General features: G+C 39.8%; 14 protein-coding genes. 3 read left to right on the top strand and 11 right to left on the bottom strand.

Going from position 1 to position 15697, the window contains the following annotated elements:
* On the top strand, positions 1-2078 hold a 2078-nt coding region (gene topB / locus HMPREF9200_RS04325; RefSeq protein WP_009353583.1), incomplete at its 5' end, for a DNA topoisomerase III.
* An 11-nt stretch (positions 2079-2089) separates the two neighbouring features.
* The gene (locus HMPREF9200_RS04320; protein ID WP_009353591.1) at positions 2090-2500 is read left to right on the top strand and encodes a hypothetical protein; all 411 of its coding nucleotides are present in this window, start codon (positions 2090-2092) and stop codon (positions 2498-2500) included.
* Between the two features lie 424 nt (positions 2501-2924).
* Here HMPREF9200_RS04320 and HMPREF9200_RS04315 read toward each other — a convergent pair whose 3' ends face one another.
* The 6 genes from HMPREF9200_RS04315 to HMPREF9200_RS04290 are packed head-to-tail and all read right to left on the bottom strand — an operon-like array spanning position 2925 to position 7860.
* Positions 2925-3503: a cob(I)yrinic acid a,c-diamide adenosyltransferase gene (locus tag HMPREF9200_RS04315; protein WP_009353587.1), complete on the bottom strand. Its 579-nt coding sequence runs from the start codon at positions 3501-3503 to the stop codon at positions 2925-2927.
* Between the two features lie 9 nt (positions 3504-3512).
* The gene (locus tag HMPREF9200_RS04310; protein ID WP_009353584.1) at positions 3513-4463 is read right to left on the bottom strand and encodes a M23 family metallopeptidase; all 951 of its coding nucleotides are present in this window, start codon (positions 4461-4463) and stop codon (positions 3513-3515) included.
* A gap of 12 nt (positions 4464-4475) precedes the next feature.
* A complete protein-coding gene (locus HMPREF9200_RS04305; protein WP_009353585.1) occupies positions 4476-4997 on the bottom strand; it encodes a DUF4446 family protein in 522 nt (173 codons plus the stop codon).
* Between the two features lie 11 nt (positions 4998-5008).
* Positions 5009-6226: a [FeFe] hydrogenase H-cluster maturation GTPase HydF gene (gene hydF / locus HMPREF9200_RS04300; protein ID WP_009353581.1), complete on the bottom strand. Its 1218-nt coding sequence runs from the start codon at positions 6224-6226 to the stop codon at positions 5009-5011.
* Positions 6227-6237: 11 nt separating this feature from the next.
* Positions 6238-7053: a ParB/RepB/Spo0J family partition protein gene (locus HMPREF9200_RS04295; RefSeq protein ID WP_009353592.1), complete on the bottom strand. Its 816-nt coding sequence runs from the start codon at positions 7051-7053 to the stop codon at positions 6238-6240.
* Positions 7054-7095: 42 nt separating this feature from the next.
* On the bottom strand, positions 7096-7860 hold the full coding sequence (locus HMPREF9200_RS04290; protein ID WP_009353593.1) for a ParA family protein: 765 nt from the start codon (positions 7858-7860) through the stop codon (positions 7096-7098).
* Positions 7861-8118: 258 nt separating this feature from the next.
* Here HMPREF9200_RS04290 and HMPREF9200_RS04285 point away from each other — a divergent pair, with 258 nt between their 5' ends.
* Positions 8119-8613, top strand: a complete 495-nt coding sequence (locus tag HMPREF9200_RS04285) for a hypothetical protein (RefSeq protein ID WP_009353590.1) — start codon at positions 8119-8121, stop codon at positions 8611-8613.
* Positions 8614-8839: 226 nt separating this feature from the next.
* Here the strand turns inward: HMPREF9200_RS04285 and HMPREF9200_RS04280 are convergent, their stop codons facing one another.
* The 5 genes from HMPREF9200_RS04280 to HMPREF9200_RS04260 form a co-directional block, all read right to left on the bottom strand.
* A complete protein-coding gene (locus tag HMPREF9200_RS04280; protein ID WP_009353586.1) occupies positions 8840-11266 on the bottom strand; it encodes a homocysteine S-methyltransferase family protein in 2427 nt (808 codons plus the stop codon).
* Between the two features lie 202 nt (positions 11267-11468).
* Positions 11469-12164 carry a vitamin B12 dependent-methionine synthase activation domain-containing protein gene (locus tag HMPREF9200_RS04275; protein WP_009353589.1) on the bottom strand — a complete coding sequence of 232 codons (696 nt, stop codon included), beginning with the start codon at positions 12162-12164 and terminating at the stop codon, positions 11469-11471.
* A 142-nt stretch (positions 12165-12306) separates the two neighbouring features.
* Positions 12307-13020 (bottom strand): 16S rRNA (guanine(527)-N(7))-methyltransferase RsmG, encoded by a 714-nt coding sequence (gene rsmG, locus HMPREF9200_RS04270; protein ID WP_009353594.1) that lies wholly within the window; start codon positions 13018-13020, stop codon positions 12307-12309.
* A gap of 1 nt (position 13021) precedes the next feature.
* A complete protein-coding gene (mnmG, locus tag HMPREF9200_RS04265; protein WP_009353588.1) occupies positions 13022-14896 on the bottom strand; it encodes a tRNA uridine-5-carboxymethylaminomethyl(34) synthesis enzyme MnmG in 1875 nt (624 codons plus the stop codon).
* A gap of 8 nt (positions 14897-14904) precedes the next feature.
* The coding region (locus tag HMPREF9200_RS04260) for a tRNA modification GTPase (RefSeq protein ID WP_009353582.1) at positions 14905-15697 on the bottom strand (793 nt) is incomplete at its 5' end.

Genomic DNA, 15697 nt, shown 5'->3' with positions numbered 1-15697 from the left:
GCCTAATCTCAGGGGATACAACGATTACCTGGGCCTTTGGCCACATGTTAAAAAATGCAATGCCTGGAGATTATGGTGATGCCTTTAAATCCTGGAGTGCCTACCCCATCTTTCCTAGTGAATGGCTAATGAAAGTAGATGCCAACTGTGTTAAACAATTTAAAGTCATCCAGAAGCTACTACAATCAGCAGATGAAGTTATTCACGGAGGCGACCCTGATCGTGAAGGACAATTGCTAATTGATGAAATCCTAACCTACTGTGATTATAAAGGCCCTATTAAAAGAGTGCTTGCTAACGCCAAAGATAATGATAGTCTAGCACGTGCTTTTGATAACTTGGAAGACAATAAAAAATACTACAATTTATATCAATCTGGGTTATGCCGTTCTCAAGCCGACTGGTTGATCGGAATGAACTTAACTCGGTTATATACGCATCGAAGCAAATCGTTTGGCCATCGAGAATCATTTCGTGTTGGTCGTGTTAAAACACCTACATTAGCACTTATTGTGCAACGAGAACATGAAATTAAAAACTTTACATCTATTAAACACTACTCCTTACAAGGAACATTTGAGCAAAATCATCTATCATTTAATGCCAAACATGTCTTATCTGAAACTTTAAAACAATCTTGTGATGCTAATGGCTATTTGACTGATAGAGCTTTATTAGACGGTTTACTTCTTAAATTACAAGATCAACCTGCCATTGTAAAAAGTGTTAATTATTCTGAAGGTGTTACTGAACCACCATTACCCCACTCCTTAGATACATTGCAAGTAGAAGCTAATAGCGTATACGGATATAGCCCAAAACAAGTGTTAGAATTAACACAGTCATTGTATGAAAAAGCCTATGTATCGTATCCTCGTTCAGATTGCAACTACATCCCTACATCACAGCACGATGATGCTAGTAAAATTTTAGGTACAATTAGAAACAGTATAGAATTACCTTCTATTGATTCCTTATTAGATAGTAGTCAACAATCCAAAGCATTTAATGACAAAAAAGTAACAGCCCATCATGCCATTATTCCTACATCCGTTCTGCCTAACTCATTAACTACAGAAGAGAAAAATATCTATGAATTAATTGCACTAAGATATTTAATTCAATTTATGCCTCCAGAAAAATGGAATAAAGTGGAATATACAATTGGAGTCGCTGACGAGGAATTTAAAGGATCTGGTAAAGAAATTGTATCTCCTGGGTTCAAAATCGTTTTGGCCAAAACTAAAAAGCAAGACGAAGACGACACAGATAACGAACCTACTAACGCTATTTTACCTTCAATCAAAGAAGGTGATACCCCTAAGGTGTCTAAAATTAGTGTTAATGAAGCCAAAACTAAACCTCCTAAACGATTTACTGAAGGTACTTTAATCAAAGCCATGGCTAATATCTATCAATTCATCCCTAAAGATGAACCTTTGCGTGAAAAATTAAAAGAATTAAAAGGTATTGGTACACCTGCTACCAGAGATACAATTATTGCTGAATTACTTTCCACTAATAGTAATGGCAATCCTTGCCTTCCTTTAGTTTCTAAAAAAGGAAAAGAATTATTACCAACCGCTTGGGGGGAGCAATACATTAAGATTATGGATGCAGATCTAACCACTCCATTATCAACTGCTATCATGGAATCGTACTTAGCTAAGGTAGAATCTGGTGAATACTCTTTAAATGAATACATCAATATTTTAAAAGAAATGATTAGTTCTATAATTAAAAAGGTAGAGTCTCAAACATTTCCATTTCCAACAGATTATGTGGAGGGTAAACTAACCCCTTGTCCTATTTGCAAAGAGGGTCAACTGTTAAAGAAAAAAGCTAAAAATGAAAATAGATTTTTCTATATTTGCTCAAATCCAAACTGTCATCATCCAGTTACCTTAAAAAAAGTATTCTATAAGGATTCGCCAAAAGGTCCAGTTATCCACCTGTGTGATACTTGCCAGGTGGTAACAACCGCTTGTAAAGGTCCTTATGGTGACTATTACCACTGCCCTTCATGTCATACTAACTATAGTGCAGAAGGCAAGAAAAAGAAATCGACTAATAAATAAAAGGAGGATATATGACATTAGTTGTAGAAGAACCCTTACCTGATACTGATTTAGATCAAGGTACACAACCAAAAGATGATAAAACACCTGGAACCACTGATGATGAATCTAGCGGTGATATGACCCTTCGCCCTTCTAAACCAACACCTCCAGAAACTTCATCACCACAGCCAATGAATGAAGAACTTAACATTGGTATGATGAACTATGTTAAACATATCTTTGATGAACAAGGAAACCAACTAAAAGAACTAAATGAATCTATCAATACTTGTTTCGATAGGCATAATGCATTTTTACAAAAACAAGATAATGAACTACAAGAAGCAATTGATAACTTAAATAAGCATAGTAGTGGACTATCAAAGACATTCAAAGAATCTTTTATAAAAAACTACGTCAAGATATTGTTGAAGAACTAAATTCATTCTTACAATCTGAACTTGAATCATCCATCAAAGCCGCCCATCAATCTATGAAAGAAACTATGGAAGTTGGCCATAAGAACTACCAGTTGCTAATTAAATTAATGGATCAAAATTATAAAACATTGTTTAATCAATATAAACATCCATTTAAAACAGTTCGTCTTTTCTTCTGGTTCTACATAATCTCTTCAGTAATCAATTCGATACTAGCTATATTTCTTATTGTGAAACTTTTAAATTAGATACCATAAAAGCCTACGATACCCCTCGTAGGCTTTTATATTTCTTAATGACTTATAGATACTTTATTTTCCTGGAATGGTCAAATATCGGTCAAATCTAATATAGAAAATATCATAAAACATTGTTTTTAAGCCATTTATGATACATATTTCTAAGAATATAACATTCTTTACCCTTAATGCTCAATACCAAGACGTGCTTCTACGCCTTGATCATAATAATGACGATATGACTCCATGACAGTGACTAAATCCGCTTCGTCAAGAAGCCATTGTGGGGCACCACGGCCTGTAAATACCACTTCTACATTTGGATTTCGAGCTGCTAGGAGATCACGCCCTTCTGCTTCTTCAATTAATCCAAAAAACAAAGCCATATTGTATTCATCTAAGATAACAATATCGAAATCGCCTGTTGCCACAGCCTGTAGAGCTCTTTCTTGACCTATGTGAATCAAATCCTTGTATTCTTGTGGCGGCTGCCCCTTAGGAAAAACGACTACATCATCTCCCCATCGACGCAACTCTTCATCGCTTTTCATACCTTCGGGAATAATAAAAAATGGTTTTCCTACTGTTTCTACTGTGATAGGGTCTAATTGATCTAATACAGCATGTTCTGAGTACACCTTAGATTTCATAAATTGAAGTAGTAGCACTTTCTTTCCTACTCCTGCAGCACGCACTGCTAGACCGATGGCTGCTGTTGTTTTCCCTTTGCCATCACCTGTATAAACTTGTACATAGGATTTCATAATTGCCTCCTATTGAATGGGCAAAAATAATAATGGATCCGTAGCCACACCATTCACCCTCACTTCGTAGTGAACATGACTACCCGTACTTTTACCAGTGCTACCCATAAGTGCAATGGATTGTCCTTTTTTCACAGTCATTCCCGCTTGTACTAAGAGTGCTGAGTTATGCCCATATTTTGTAATAAATCCATTACCATGATCAATTTCTATTAAATTGCCATACCCTCCAGCATAGGCTGCATAAGTTACAGTACCTGCCGCCGTAGCTACTATTGTTGTTCCTGTATCATTAGCAATATCTAACCCCTCGTGGAAGGCACCACCACCATAAACAGGATCTTGTCGCGCCCCAAAGGTAGAACTGATGACGCCTTTAGCCGGCCAGATTGATGGCATGTGGCTATTAGCATCACTAGCATCTCCTTCCATGGCTAGCAAAGATTGTAATTCTCTAATATCTTTGCCTACCCCTTCTCTTAGCACATTATATAAGGTATACATAGATACCATACGACGTTGTGCTTGACGATCTAAGCTAGATATACGTGCAGATAGTTGAGTTGTTGTGAAAGTCTTATTTGAGCTTTTGGGAGAAGGGTCCTCTTTCTCTTCTTTATTTTGGGTGTTTCCATCTGCTTTCTGCAGTGTACCAGACTCTGTGCCTTTGATCATATTTCTAATATTTTGATCTAGCTCATCAAGAGTTTTCATTTTTTTATCCAAGACTTCTACTTTTTGGTCTAATAATCGTAATTGCTCTTTTTGTAATTGATTTTCTTGGCGCAATTGCAACACTTCTACTTGTCGCGCTATCCCCCAGATACCAAACCCCAAAAAGATAACTAAAATGGCAATTAATATAATAGCTATCGTCTTTATTTGTTGTTTTGTAAACTGCAAATTCCAGTCATTACCATCTTGTTTCAGATGTGACTGCAACCATTTAGGTATTTGCATATAACATCCTTTCTATGCTGACACAGAAGAACTTGCTAACACATCTCCATTGCTTCGTTGTCCCATAGCAGATTGCAAGCTAGCTAACTCTTCTTGTGAAAGACTGGCTAAACTTTTACCATTTACAATTGGTTTTGTAAAAATACGTGATTCATTTCGTCCATATACACTAGAGATGACAATACCATTGAAATTTCCATCTAATAACGTTAAGGAAAAGGACAATTCATTGCCAATATTTTCAAAAGCATTATATTTCACAAATCCAATATGCTGAAATGTTTGTGCTTGTGTAGATTGAATCACTTTTTGTTCTGATAAAATGGTTTCCCAAGTACTTGCCATATCTCGTAATTCTTTCACTTCAATAGCAAGACGTCGCTCAATACTTTGTCCATTTTCTCCATCCATAAAATATCGATACCGTTTGGTAAGGCGACTTACTCGTATATGTAAACTGAACGCATGTAATACTAACAATAAAACAATACTTCCTAGTATCCATGGTAACCAAGGTAATAGTTGTTCTAACACAATAATCCTTTCTATTCTAATTCATGTTCAAATGGCTGTATAGCACGTTGTAAGATGCCATGTAAGGAGGCTATCAAAACACCATAGTTAACAATTGGCACCCCTTGAACAGTGGCTACATCAATACGTCGTAACACCTCTCGACGTGTCAACATACAACCCCCACAATGAATGATAACATCATACTTAGATACATCATGAGGAAAATGTCCACCACTGGTCCACTCTAACTGTAAGTCTGTGTAGCCTTTTGCTGTTAGCCATCTTGGAATTTTTACTGTTCCAATATCTTCACATTGTTGGCGGTGTGTACAGCCTTCACTGATTAATACATGTGAACCCGCTCGCAATTGCTCTATAGCATGTACACCTGCCACTAAATCTTTTAATTTTCCTTTAAATCGTGCCATCAAAATAGAAAAGCTTGTTAAAGCTATATCCTTTGGCACAATTTGACTCACCGCCTCAAAGGCTTGGGAATCAGTAATAACCAATTTAGGTGATTTCTGCAATTGCTGCAATGTAGTGGCCAGCTCCTCTACTTGGCACACCATAGCCATACCATGATGATCCAAAATTTCACGAATCATTTGCACTTGTGGCAAAATAATACGACCTTTAGGAGCTGATTCATCAATAGGGCATACTAAGACAAATACATCCTTTTCTTCAATGTAACCACCTAACAAAGATTGTACCTCTTCATCAACTGGTTTTAATTTACTTAATGCCTCTAATAATGCCATTCGGCTTGTACTATCACTCACGTCTGCTACTATGACCTGTGATGTATAAGGTTGTAATTCCCCATGGGATTTAATAAAATCAGATCCCTTGCATCCTTTTACTTCGTTAATCACTACTAAGGTAGGAATATGTCTACTTTCTAATTGTTGTAACCACTCTATATCTTCCGGAATCGGCTCAACATCAGTACGCATCATATACACTGCTAGATCCATCGTTGATAATACTTGTTTCGTTTTGTCTACCCGTAACAAACCTAGTTCCGATGTATCATCAATACCCGCTGTATCTACAATCATCACTGGGCCCAAGGGCAACAATTCCATCCCTTTAGACACTGGATCTGTCGTAGTCCCCGCAATGGGAGATACCAAGGAAATCTGTTGCTCTGTCAGCGTGTTAATCAGAGTAGATTTACCTGCATTGCAACGCCCAAAAAAGCCTATGTGCAAGCGATTCCCTTTAGTTGTTTCTAATACCATAGACTTCCTTTCTATTCACCTTCAATATAGCTAATTAAACGCATTAGTTCTTCTTCACTTTTAAAAGAAACTTCAATAGTACCTTGCACTTTTTTAGTATTCTTTAAGCGAATATCTACAGGAGCACCTAAACTATGTTTGAGTCTCTGCATTAACTTTCGTAACTCCGCCGTTGCTTTTGGTTGTGTAGATGTCAAACGTTTCTTCCCAGATTGTAGTTCTTTCACAAGTTGTTCTATTTGACGAGCATTTAAGCCTTTTTCCTTAATGCGTTCCAGCGCTTGTAGTTGCAAATGTTCTTCAGCTAATGCCAATAAAGGTCTAGCCTGACCCACTGTTAGCGCCCCTACTTCCAATTCCTCTTGTAAAAACTCTGGTAATTGTAATAATCGCACAATATTGGCCACATAGGAACGACTGCGACCTACAATAGTAGCAATTTCTTCTTGTGTTTTTTTGAAAGTATCCATTAAATATTGATACCCAAAAGCTTCCTCGATAGGGTTTAGGTTCTGTCTCTGTAAATTTTCTACTAGAGCAATTTCACTCACTTCTTCTGTGGTGTAGTCTCGCACCACCACAGGAATTTTAGTAAGCCCCGCCTTCTGACAGGCACGCCACCGTCTTTCACCAGCTACAATTTCATAATAATCATCTACCTTGCGAACCGCAATAGGCGCAATTAATCCATGGGCCTGAATCGATGCCACTAGGGTTTCCATATCCTCTTCTGTAAAGCGTTTACGAGGCTGATTCGGGTTAGGTCGTATTTTAGTAATATCAATTTCATAGCCACTTTTATGTCCATCTTTAAAAGAACCAGACAATCCAAAAGACCCTAGGCCTTTACCAAGTCCACCTTTTGTTTTTTAAGCACCACGTTCTATTACCTCCCGCGCTAAAGCACAATATACTTCAGCTCCTTTGGATCGTTTATCATAGATAACAACTGGTAAACCATGGCTAGGAGCCTCTCCCAATTTCACATTTCGTGGTATTGTTGTTGTATATACAGACTCTCCAAAGTAATTTGTTACTTCTTCTGCCACTTGTACGGCTAGTTTGGTGCGTCCATTGTACATAGTAAGAACCACACCTTCTAGTTCTAAATCTTCATTTAATTCGTCTTGTACAAGTTCGATTGTTTTAATTAATTGGCTAACCCCTTCCAGAGCATAAAACTCTGTTTGTATAGGAATTAACACGCTATTAGAAGCGGTTAAGGCATTAATGGTTAGCATACCTAAAGATGGTGGGCAGTCTATAAGGATATAATCATAGTCCTCTACGATAGGTGCTATGCACTGTTTCAAAGTATAGCCTTTATCTTCCATAGCTACCAAATCCACCTCAGCCCCAGCTAGATCTATCGTTGTTGGCGCAATTTGCAGAGTATCTATTACTGTAGATTCTATGATATCTGTAATAGATACATCATCTACAAGCATTTCATATACGCCTTGTTCAATGTCTTCTTTATCTATTCCTAATCCACTTGTAGCATTTCCCTGAGGATCTAAATCTAATAAGAGTACTCGTTTTCCCTCTACGGCTAAAGATGCGCTTAAATTTACAGCAGTTGTCGTTTTACCAACGCCACCTTTTTGGTTAGCTACGGCAATAATTCTAGCCATTATTTCACCTCTTTCTTATAGTCTTATCACATTATAACATATATTTTTGTATTTTATATGAAAGCTATGAGTATTTCTCCATCTTTTTATATATTTTTATGTTTCACGTGAAATATTATGACCTCTATCTAATTAATTGTTTCACGTGAAACATTTTCTCTATGAACTCACTATATAGACACTTTTAAACATTGACAAATAGTTTTATATACAGTACGATTTTCATATGATTTATAGTAACTATGAAAGGATAGGCTCATGATGAAACAACTACGTCCTTGGATACTTGTTATCGCCTTTTTATTCTCTCTCTTTTCCACTTCACAATTGCAAGCGATGCATGTAAAAGGAAATGAACTACCAGCAACAGACTTAATAGTAGCAGGCATCCCTGCAGGATCTACTACCGATGCTATTTATAAAAGTTTGGGGGACCCTACTGCTCTTAAACCAAATAGAGTAATTTACGGAGGCATCACCTTCCACGTAAGTAACAAACACTTTCCGGAAACAACAATGACAACTATAGATAACCGAGATGCTGTCACTGCTAGAGGTATCGCTGTCGGAGATAGTATAGCAGACATTTATACAAAATATGGTCAACCTAGTATGGTATATAATAAAGAAGGCGTTCACGTTCTTTTTTATGGCGTATATATGCCAACTTACGATTATAGAAAAGGAATCGAGTTTATTACAAATGGAAATTCTATCATAAGAATTAAAATACTCAGCGGTATTTCTCAGTAATGTTTCACATGAAACATCCTACAGGTTAATCACAATACACGTGTGATGGAGTCCGCATTCAACGCATATCTACATACAAATAAAAAGAAACATGGCATGATTTTGCCATGTTCCTTTTTATATATTTTTTTATAAAGGATTTTAAGCCATCTAATCCTTCTAGATACCTCATCTCATGGAGTAACTCTTCTGGGAATTCTGCCTACTAAGTGTTATAGTATGCTAACTATTCATCACCTAATAAGCCTTTCACTATATTCACCGCGGAGATACCATCTTTGGCATAGGAGTCAGCCCCGGCTTCATCTGCGTAGGCTTGTGACAATACAGCTCCACCTACCAGTACCTTCGCATCCACACCTGATTCACGAATGGCTGCGATGGTTTCATTGATCATCGGCATCGTTGTAGTCATCAAAGAGGCAATCCCAATAATCGGGGCATTATGCTCTTTTGCCGCTGCTACAATTTCTTCTGGAGATACATCTTTTCCTAAGTCCACGATCTGGTACCCATTGTTTTCTAATAAAGCAGACACGATGTTTTTACCTAAGTCGTGAATGTCACCCTTTACCGTAGCTAAGATAATCGTCGCTTTCTTCTCTGCTGTTCCTTCTGGCAGCACTTCTTTGATCGTTGTGAAAGCCGCTTGCATCGTTTCTGCTGCTAGCATAACTTGTGGCAAGAACGCTTTACCAGAGCCGAACTTTTCACCAACTACTGCCATAGCATCGGATAAACCTCTACGAGTCACCTCTAGTGGATCTAAGCCTTGTGCTAAGGCTTCTTTTACCAATGGCACAACCGCCTCTTTTTCCCCTTGTTCTACGGCATGCTTAATACATTCAATCGGGTCATCACTGTGGAAGGCTTCTGCTGTAGCTTTCACCTTTTTCGTCACCACTGCATTTTCATCGTCATCACCGTATTCAGCGATAAAGTCCGCCGCTGCTGGGTCAAATCCCATGAAGGTACGGCCTGTAATGAAAGCTTTTCGTACGATTTCATTCATTGGGTTCATAATAGGACAAGTCAAGCCACTGCTCAATGCCATCGTCAAGAATTGTGCATTCAAGTACGCCCGTTGTGGTAATCCAAAGGATATGTTGGACAAGCCCATCACCGTTGGGAACCCAAATGTTTCGGCGTATAGTTTTAATGTTTTTAATGTTTCTCTTGCTGCATGTTGGCTACTTGCTAAGGTTAACACTAATGGATCTAATAATAGGTCATTTGGTCGCAATCCATAGTTGTATGCTTCTAAGACAATTTCTTTTGCTAAAGACACACGCTCTTCTGCCGTTTCTGGTAATTCTTTTTTACCTAATGGCAAGCATAATAACGCTGCACCATAACGTTTTGCTAATGGTAATACCGCTTCCAATTGCTCTGGCTCTGCGTTCACAGAGTTCAACAATGGACGACCTGGGTAAGCTTTTAAACCAGCTTCCATCGCCACTGGATCCAATGTGTCGATGGATAAAGGAACCTCTACAAGCATCGTTAATTCTTCGATAGCTCGTTTCATCGTTTCCCCTGGATCAACGCCTGTGACACCCATGTTAACATCCAACACGTCTGCCCCAGCTTCTACTTGGGCTAAGGCATCTTTTTTCACCATCAAGAAGCTACCCTTGCGAATTTCTTCTGCTAACACTTTACGGCCTGTTGGATTAATGCGTTCCCCAATGATGATTGGTTTTTCTTGCAAACCTACTTTCACTACGCTAGTACGACTTGTGAAAGCCGTAAACGGTTCTACATGTGGTCGTTCTGCCGGTGTATGTGCTCGTGCCGCTTTGGCAATAGATTCAATGTGTTTTGGAGTACTACCACAACAAGCACCTAAATACGTTGCCCCTGCGTCGAGGAAACGAGGTGCATATTTGCCCATCTCTTCTGGCCCTAATGGGAAGATAGTTTCTTTCCCTACGAGTTGTGGCATACCTGCATTCGGCTGAATACTAATTGGCAAGTTCGTTACTGCTGCCATGCGTTCTACCAACGGCAATAATTGTTCAGGTCCTAAGGAACAGTTAATACCTACGATATCTGCTTCCATAGCATCCATCAAGATAGCTGCTGCTTCTGGTGGTGTGCCTGTGATGGTACGTCCATCTTCGCTGAAAGAGAACTGACAGATAATTTTCACATCCTCTTTTGTTTTTCCTAACTCGTCACGAGCATCTTTCGCGCCCAATAAGGCAGCACGCATTTCTTGGATATCGATGATCGTTTCAATAATCAGGTAATCTACCCCTGCATCGATAAGGGCTCTTGCTTGATCTCTGAAAGTCTCATAAATCTCATCAAATTGAGCCACTCCTAATGGCGCCATAAATCGACCACTAGGACCCATATCACCTGCGATTTTTGCATTCGGATTAATCTTATCACGAGCCGCTTGTGCTACTTTTACGGCAGCACGATTGATTTCATCCATACGATGACCCAATTGGTATTCATCCAGTTTTAACGCTGTTCCACCAAAGGTATTAGTCGTAATAATATCACTACCGTGACGTAAATATTCTGCATGGATATGCTCCACTACGTCCGGATGTTCTACGTTAAATAATTCTGGACAAGCCCCGTCACCAAGACCTGCCGCTTGCAGCATGGTACCCATGCCGCCATCTATAATATATACCATATGTCCCTCACTTATGTATCAGGCACATTGCTCGCCCAAGGCAATATACTTCGTATAACGATGACTATACTCTTCCCCAGTATCAGTACATCACGCTACTTATCTATACATCAATTTATTATTTAAAAAAAGTATAACTATCATAAGGATATCCCACATAGGATACCTTTTCAGTACTATCTATCACAAACGATACGTTTGTTTAAATGCACGAAGTTGTCCCCTTCTCTGGCAACTTACGAGATGCGCACTCTACTTGGCTACAAGATGTGCAACCTCGTTGTGTTTTTGGTCCTTCTTCATCTACTGTTTGACAGCCCACAATAGCCGTTACTGATTTACGTGGAAATAGCATGCTTGTGTCTGTCACCGTCAATCCAATTTCTTCTGTCTTAATAATCTTAGCAAATTCTTGCTGTACTGTGACAGGCCAGTTGCCATAGCCTGGGCTAAAGCGCCATGTCGTTTTAAAGCCTTGTTTTTTTGCCTCTCTGTCGATAAGTTCATTTACCTGATCTGCCACTTGTTCTACGGCGGTTGTAGCCGCTGCATCCACAAGAAGACCTAGTGTAGATTTGCCTTCTTTAAATAAAGCAGAACTGCGTTCTTCTACGGCTTCTCCTACGGTGACAGCGAGAACATATACTTTTTTAGCATTCCCTAAATGACGAATGATGCCTGTGGCATCCAGCACCATAGGCGGGTTACTAAGGATTGTATGTGTCTCCGCATCGTAATCATAGCATTGGTATACGCCACGAGGTTCTGCCACTAATTGTACTTCTAGGGCAGCTTCTTTCACATACTGCTCTGGAAATCCCTCCGCATGCTTTAATCCGGAGTATCGTTTTATTTCATCTTCATTGAGTTTTGGTAATCGTCCGTTATAGATTGCCATTGTCTCACCTCAATCTTGTATTGCAAATATAAAACATGTGCGAACACAACGTGACCGCACATGTAAAGAGTACTCATTAAGTATATCATAGATATAACTTATAAGCATTTTTCTATATTTTATTATGAGTTATAGTGCATAGCTATAAAGGTTTTATTTTAATCTCTTTTGGTTTTCGAGGGTATTTCTTAGCCGTAGGTTTTACCTTTTTGATATACACAATAGCTCGTTTATCCTCTAATGTCGGTAACGTCACTTCTTTGACCTCTACAATTTCACCACCCAAGATGGATACAGCACGTTTACTTTCCTCTAATTCTTCTTGCACGATAGAGCCTTTTAATGCCACCATGTAGCCCCCTACTTTTACATAGGGAAGTCCCCATTCCAATAAGATGGATAAACGAGCCACCGCACGGCTAGTGAGAAGATCGAAAGATTCCCGGTACTCTTGATGTGCCAAATCTTCTGCACGGCCATGTAAAGTTTGTAATCCTTGTAAGTCTAAGTCCTCAATAACACCATCTAAAAAGCGGAGTCGCTTTTGTAAGGAATCAAATAAAGTAATCTGCAAGGACGGATCATAGATGCCTAGGGGAACACCTGGAAAACCTGCACCAGTCCCTAAATCGATGACCGTTGCACCTTTTGTAAAATACTTAGGGTCATAACAAGATAGAGAGTCAACCACATGTTTTAAAGCAAATTCTTCTGGCTCAGTAATTCCCGTCAAATTCATATGCTCATTGGTGGTCACTACTTGTTCATAAAACCGTTGCAGTTGGTCAATTTGTGTATCTGTGAGGTCCAAACCATAAGTGTTGGTGTGGGCTTTCACATAGTCTGAAAATATCATATTAACCTCTTTCACGGTAGTACTGCTCAATTTGCACTAAGAGCACAGAAATGTCCGCAGGGGACACCCCAGAAATACGGCTCGCTTGACCAATGGAATGGGGGCGTACAGCGTTCAATTTTTGAATGGCTTCTAAAGATATACCTTTCATCGCTGTATAATCCCAATCTTGAGGAATAATTTTCGCCTCTAACTTACGCACTTTTTCCACTTGTTCTAGTTGCTTTTTAATATAGCCATCATAGGTAATGGTAATATCGATTTCTTCTTCTACCGGTGCTTCGTAGCGAGGCAATCCGAATGCCTCTGCCACTACTCCATAGGATAGTTCGTTACGTTTCACCAAATCGTACGCCTTAATGCCCGTTTTGATGCGAGGTGTACCAATACGATCTAAGATTTGTTGCGTTTCTTCGCTAGGATTTACAGGTGTATCCGCTAGTAATTGAATCGCCTCTTCGATCTTACCTTGTTTCTCTTTGAAAGCCCTATATCGTTCTTCCTTAACAAGTCCGATTTCATAGCCTTTTTCTGTTAAGCGCATATCTGCATTGTCTTGACGAAGTAACAAGCGATATTCACTGCGGCTCGTCATCATGCGGTACGGTTCTTTCGTTCCTTTCGTTACCAAATCGTCGATAAGCACACCGATGTAGCCTTCGGAACGAGATAAGATAAATGGCTCTTTTCCTTCTAACCATAAGGCTGCATTGATACCTGCCATCAAGCCTTGTGCTGCCGCTTCTTCATAGCCAGATGTACCGTTCGCTTGACCTGCAGAATACAAACCTTGGATATGCTTCACTTGTAAAGCAGGTGTCAATTGCAATGGATCTAAGCAATCGTATTCAATGGCGTAAGCAGGACGCATGATTTCTACATCTTCCAAACCAGGGATAGTGCGTAGGAACGCGTATTGTACATCGATTGGTAAACTTGTACTCATACCTTGGACGTACATTTCGTTGGTGTGATTGCCTTCTGGTTCCACGAATAATTGATGGCGTTGTTTATCTTCAAAGCGAACCACTTTATCTTCGATGGATGGGCAATATCTTGGGCCCGTCCCTTCAATGACACCCGTGTACATAGGGGCACGATGTAAATTGCCACGAATGATATCATGTGTATTTTGATTTGTAAAAGTCAACCAACATACTTGCTCATTGCGGTCGATCCAATCAGACATAAAGGAGAAGGCTCTATGGTGAGAGTCACCAGGTTGCATTTCCATATTCTCTGTGTGCAAGGTTCGTTTATCGACACGAGCTGGTGTACCTGTTTTGAATCGCATTAACTTAATGCCATGGTTCAATAACGATTGAGACAACAATTCCGCTGTTCGCTGTCCATTAGGACCACCTGTGTACGCCAATTCACCAGTAATAATCTTGCCTTTTAAGTACGTACCCGTACATAAGATGATAGCCTTGGCTTGGTATACTTCTCCTAATTCAGACACAATACCTTTCACAACACCCTCTTCAATGAGCAACTCATTGACCATGATTTGCTTCACATTGAGGTTCTCTGTATTTTCTAAAACTTCTTTCATACGGCGTTGGTAGGCAACTTTATCGGATTGGGCCCGCAAGGAATGTACCGCAGGTCCTTTTCCCGTATTGAGCATGCGCATTTGAATGGCTGTCGCATCTGCATTAATGCCCATTTCACCGCCCAATGCATCTAGCTCGCACACTAGATGACTTTTACCAGGTCCCCCAATGGCTGGGTTACACGGCATAAGAGCAATGTTATCTAAATTCAATGTAGCCATCAAGGTACGATGCCCCATGCGAGCTGTGGCTAAAGCAGCTTCACAACCAGCATGACCACCGCCAATGACGATCACATCATACGTATCTACTAAATACATGTATTCTCCTATTTTCCTAAACAGAATCGTTTAAATAATTCATCCACCATGGATTCACGTAAACTTTCACCAGTAATATCACCCAGTAGCTCCCAAGCAGCGCGGATGTCCGTGACGATTAAATCGATAGGCATACCGCTATCTATGGCAAGAATGGATTGGTCCAAGCTAACTTTCGCCTGTTCCATCAAGGTGATGTGGCGCACATTGCTGAGCATCGCCTCATGACTAGCCTGCACAGAACCTCCTTGCACCAAGGATGTAATGACCCTCGCCATCTCATCCATACCTTCCCCTTGGGCTGCGCTGATGGTGACAATCTCTGTGAAAGTCCCCAGTGCCGCAATCTCTTCTTTGCTAACACATTGCGCTTGGTCTGCTTTATTCAAGAAGATAATGCTTGGACGATTCGTAATGAGCTGTAGCAACTCTTGTTCTTCTGGCTCCAATGGTTTAGACCCATCAATGACAAGGACCACTACATCTGCTTTATCTAAGTATTGACGTGCTTTTTCAACGCCCATACTTTCTACAATATCTTCGGTCTCACGAATCCCAGCGGTATCAATTAAGCGCACGGGAATCCCTTGGATGGTCAGAAATTCTTCAATACTATCACGGGTCGTGCCTGGAATGTTCGTCACAATGGCACGGTCCTCACGAAGTAAAGCGTTCATCAAACTAGATTTGCCCGCATTAGGACGACCAATGATGGACACCATCACACCATCACGCAATAATTTACCACGCTGTGCCGTTGCCAATAAAGTATCCATCTTCTCTAGGATGGGAGCTAACCCC

This window comes from Veillonella sp. oral taxon 780 str. F0422, from assembly GCF_000221605.1.
GTDB lineage: Bacteria > Bacillota > Negativicutes > Veillonellales > Veillonellaceae > F0422.
Note: the sequence above shows the minus strand (reverse complement) of the source record. Positions and strands in the feature narration are given on the sequence as shown.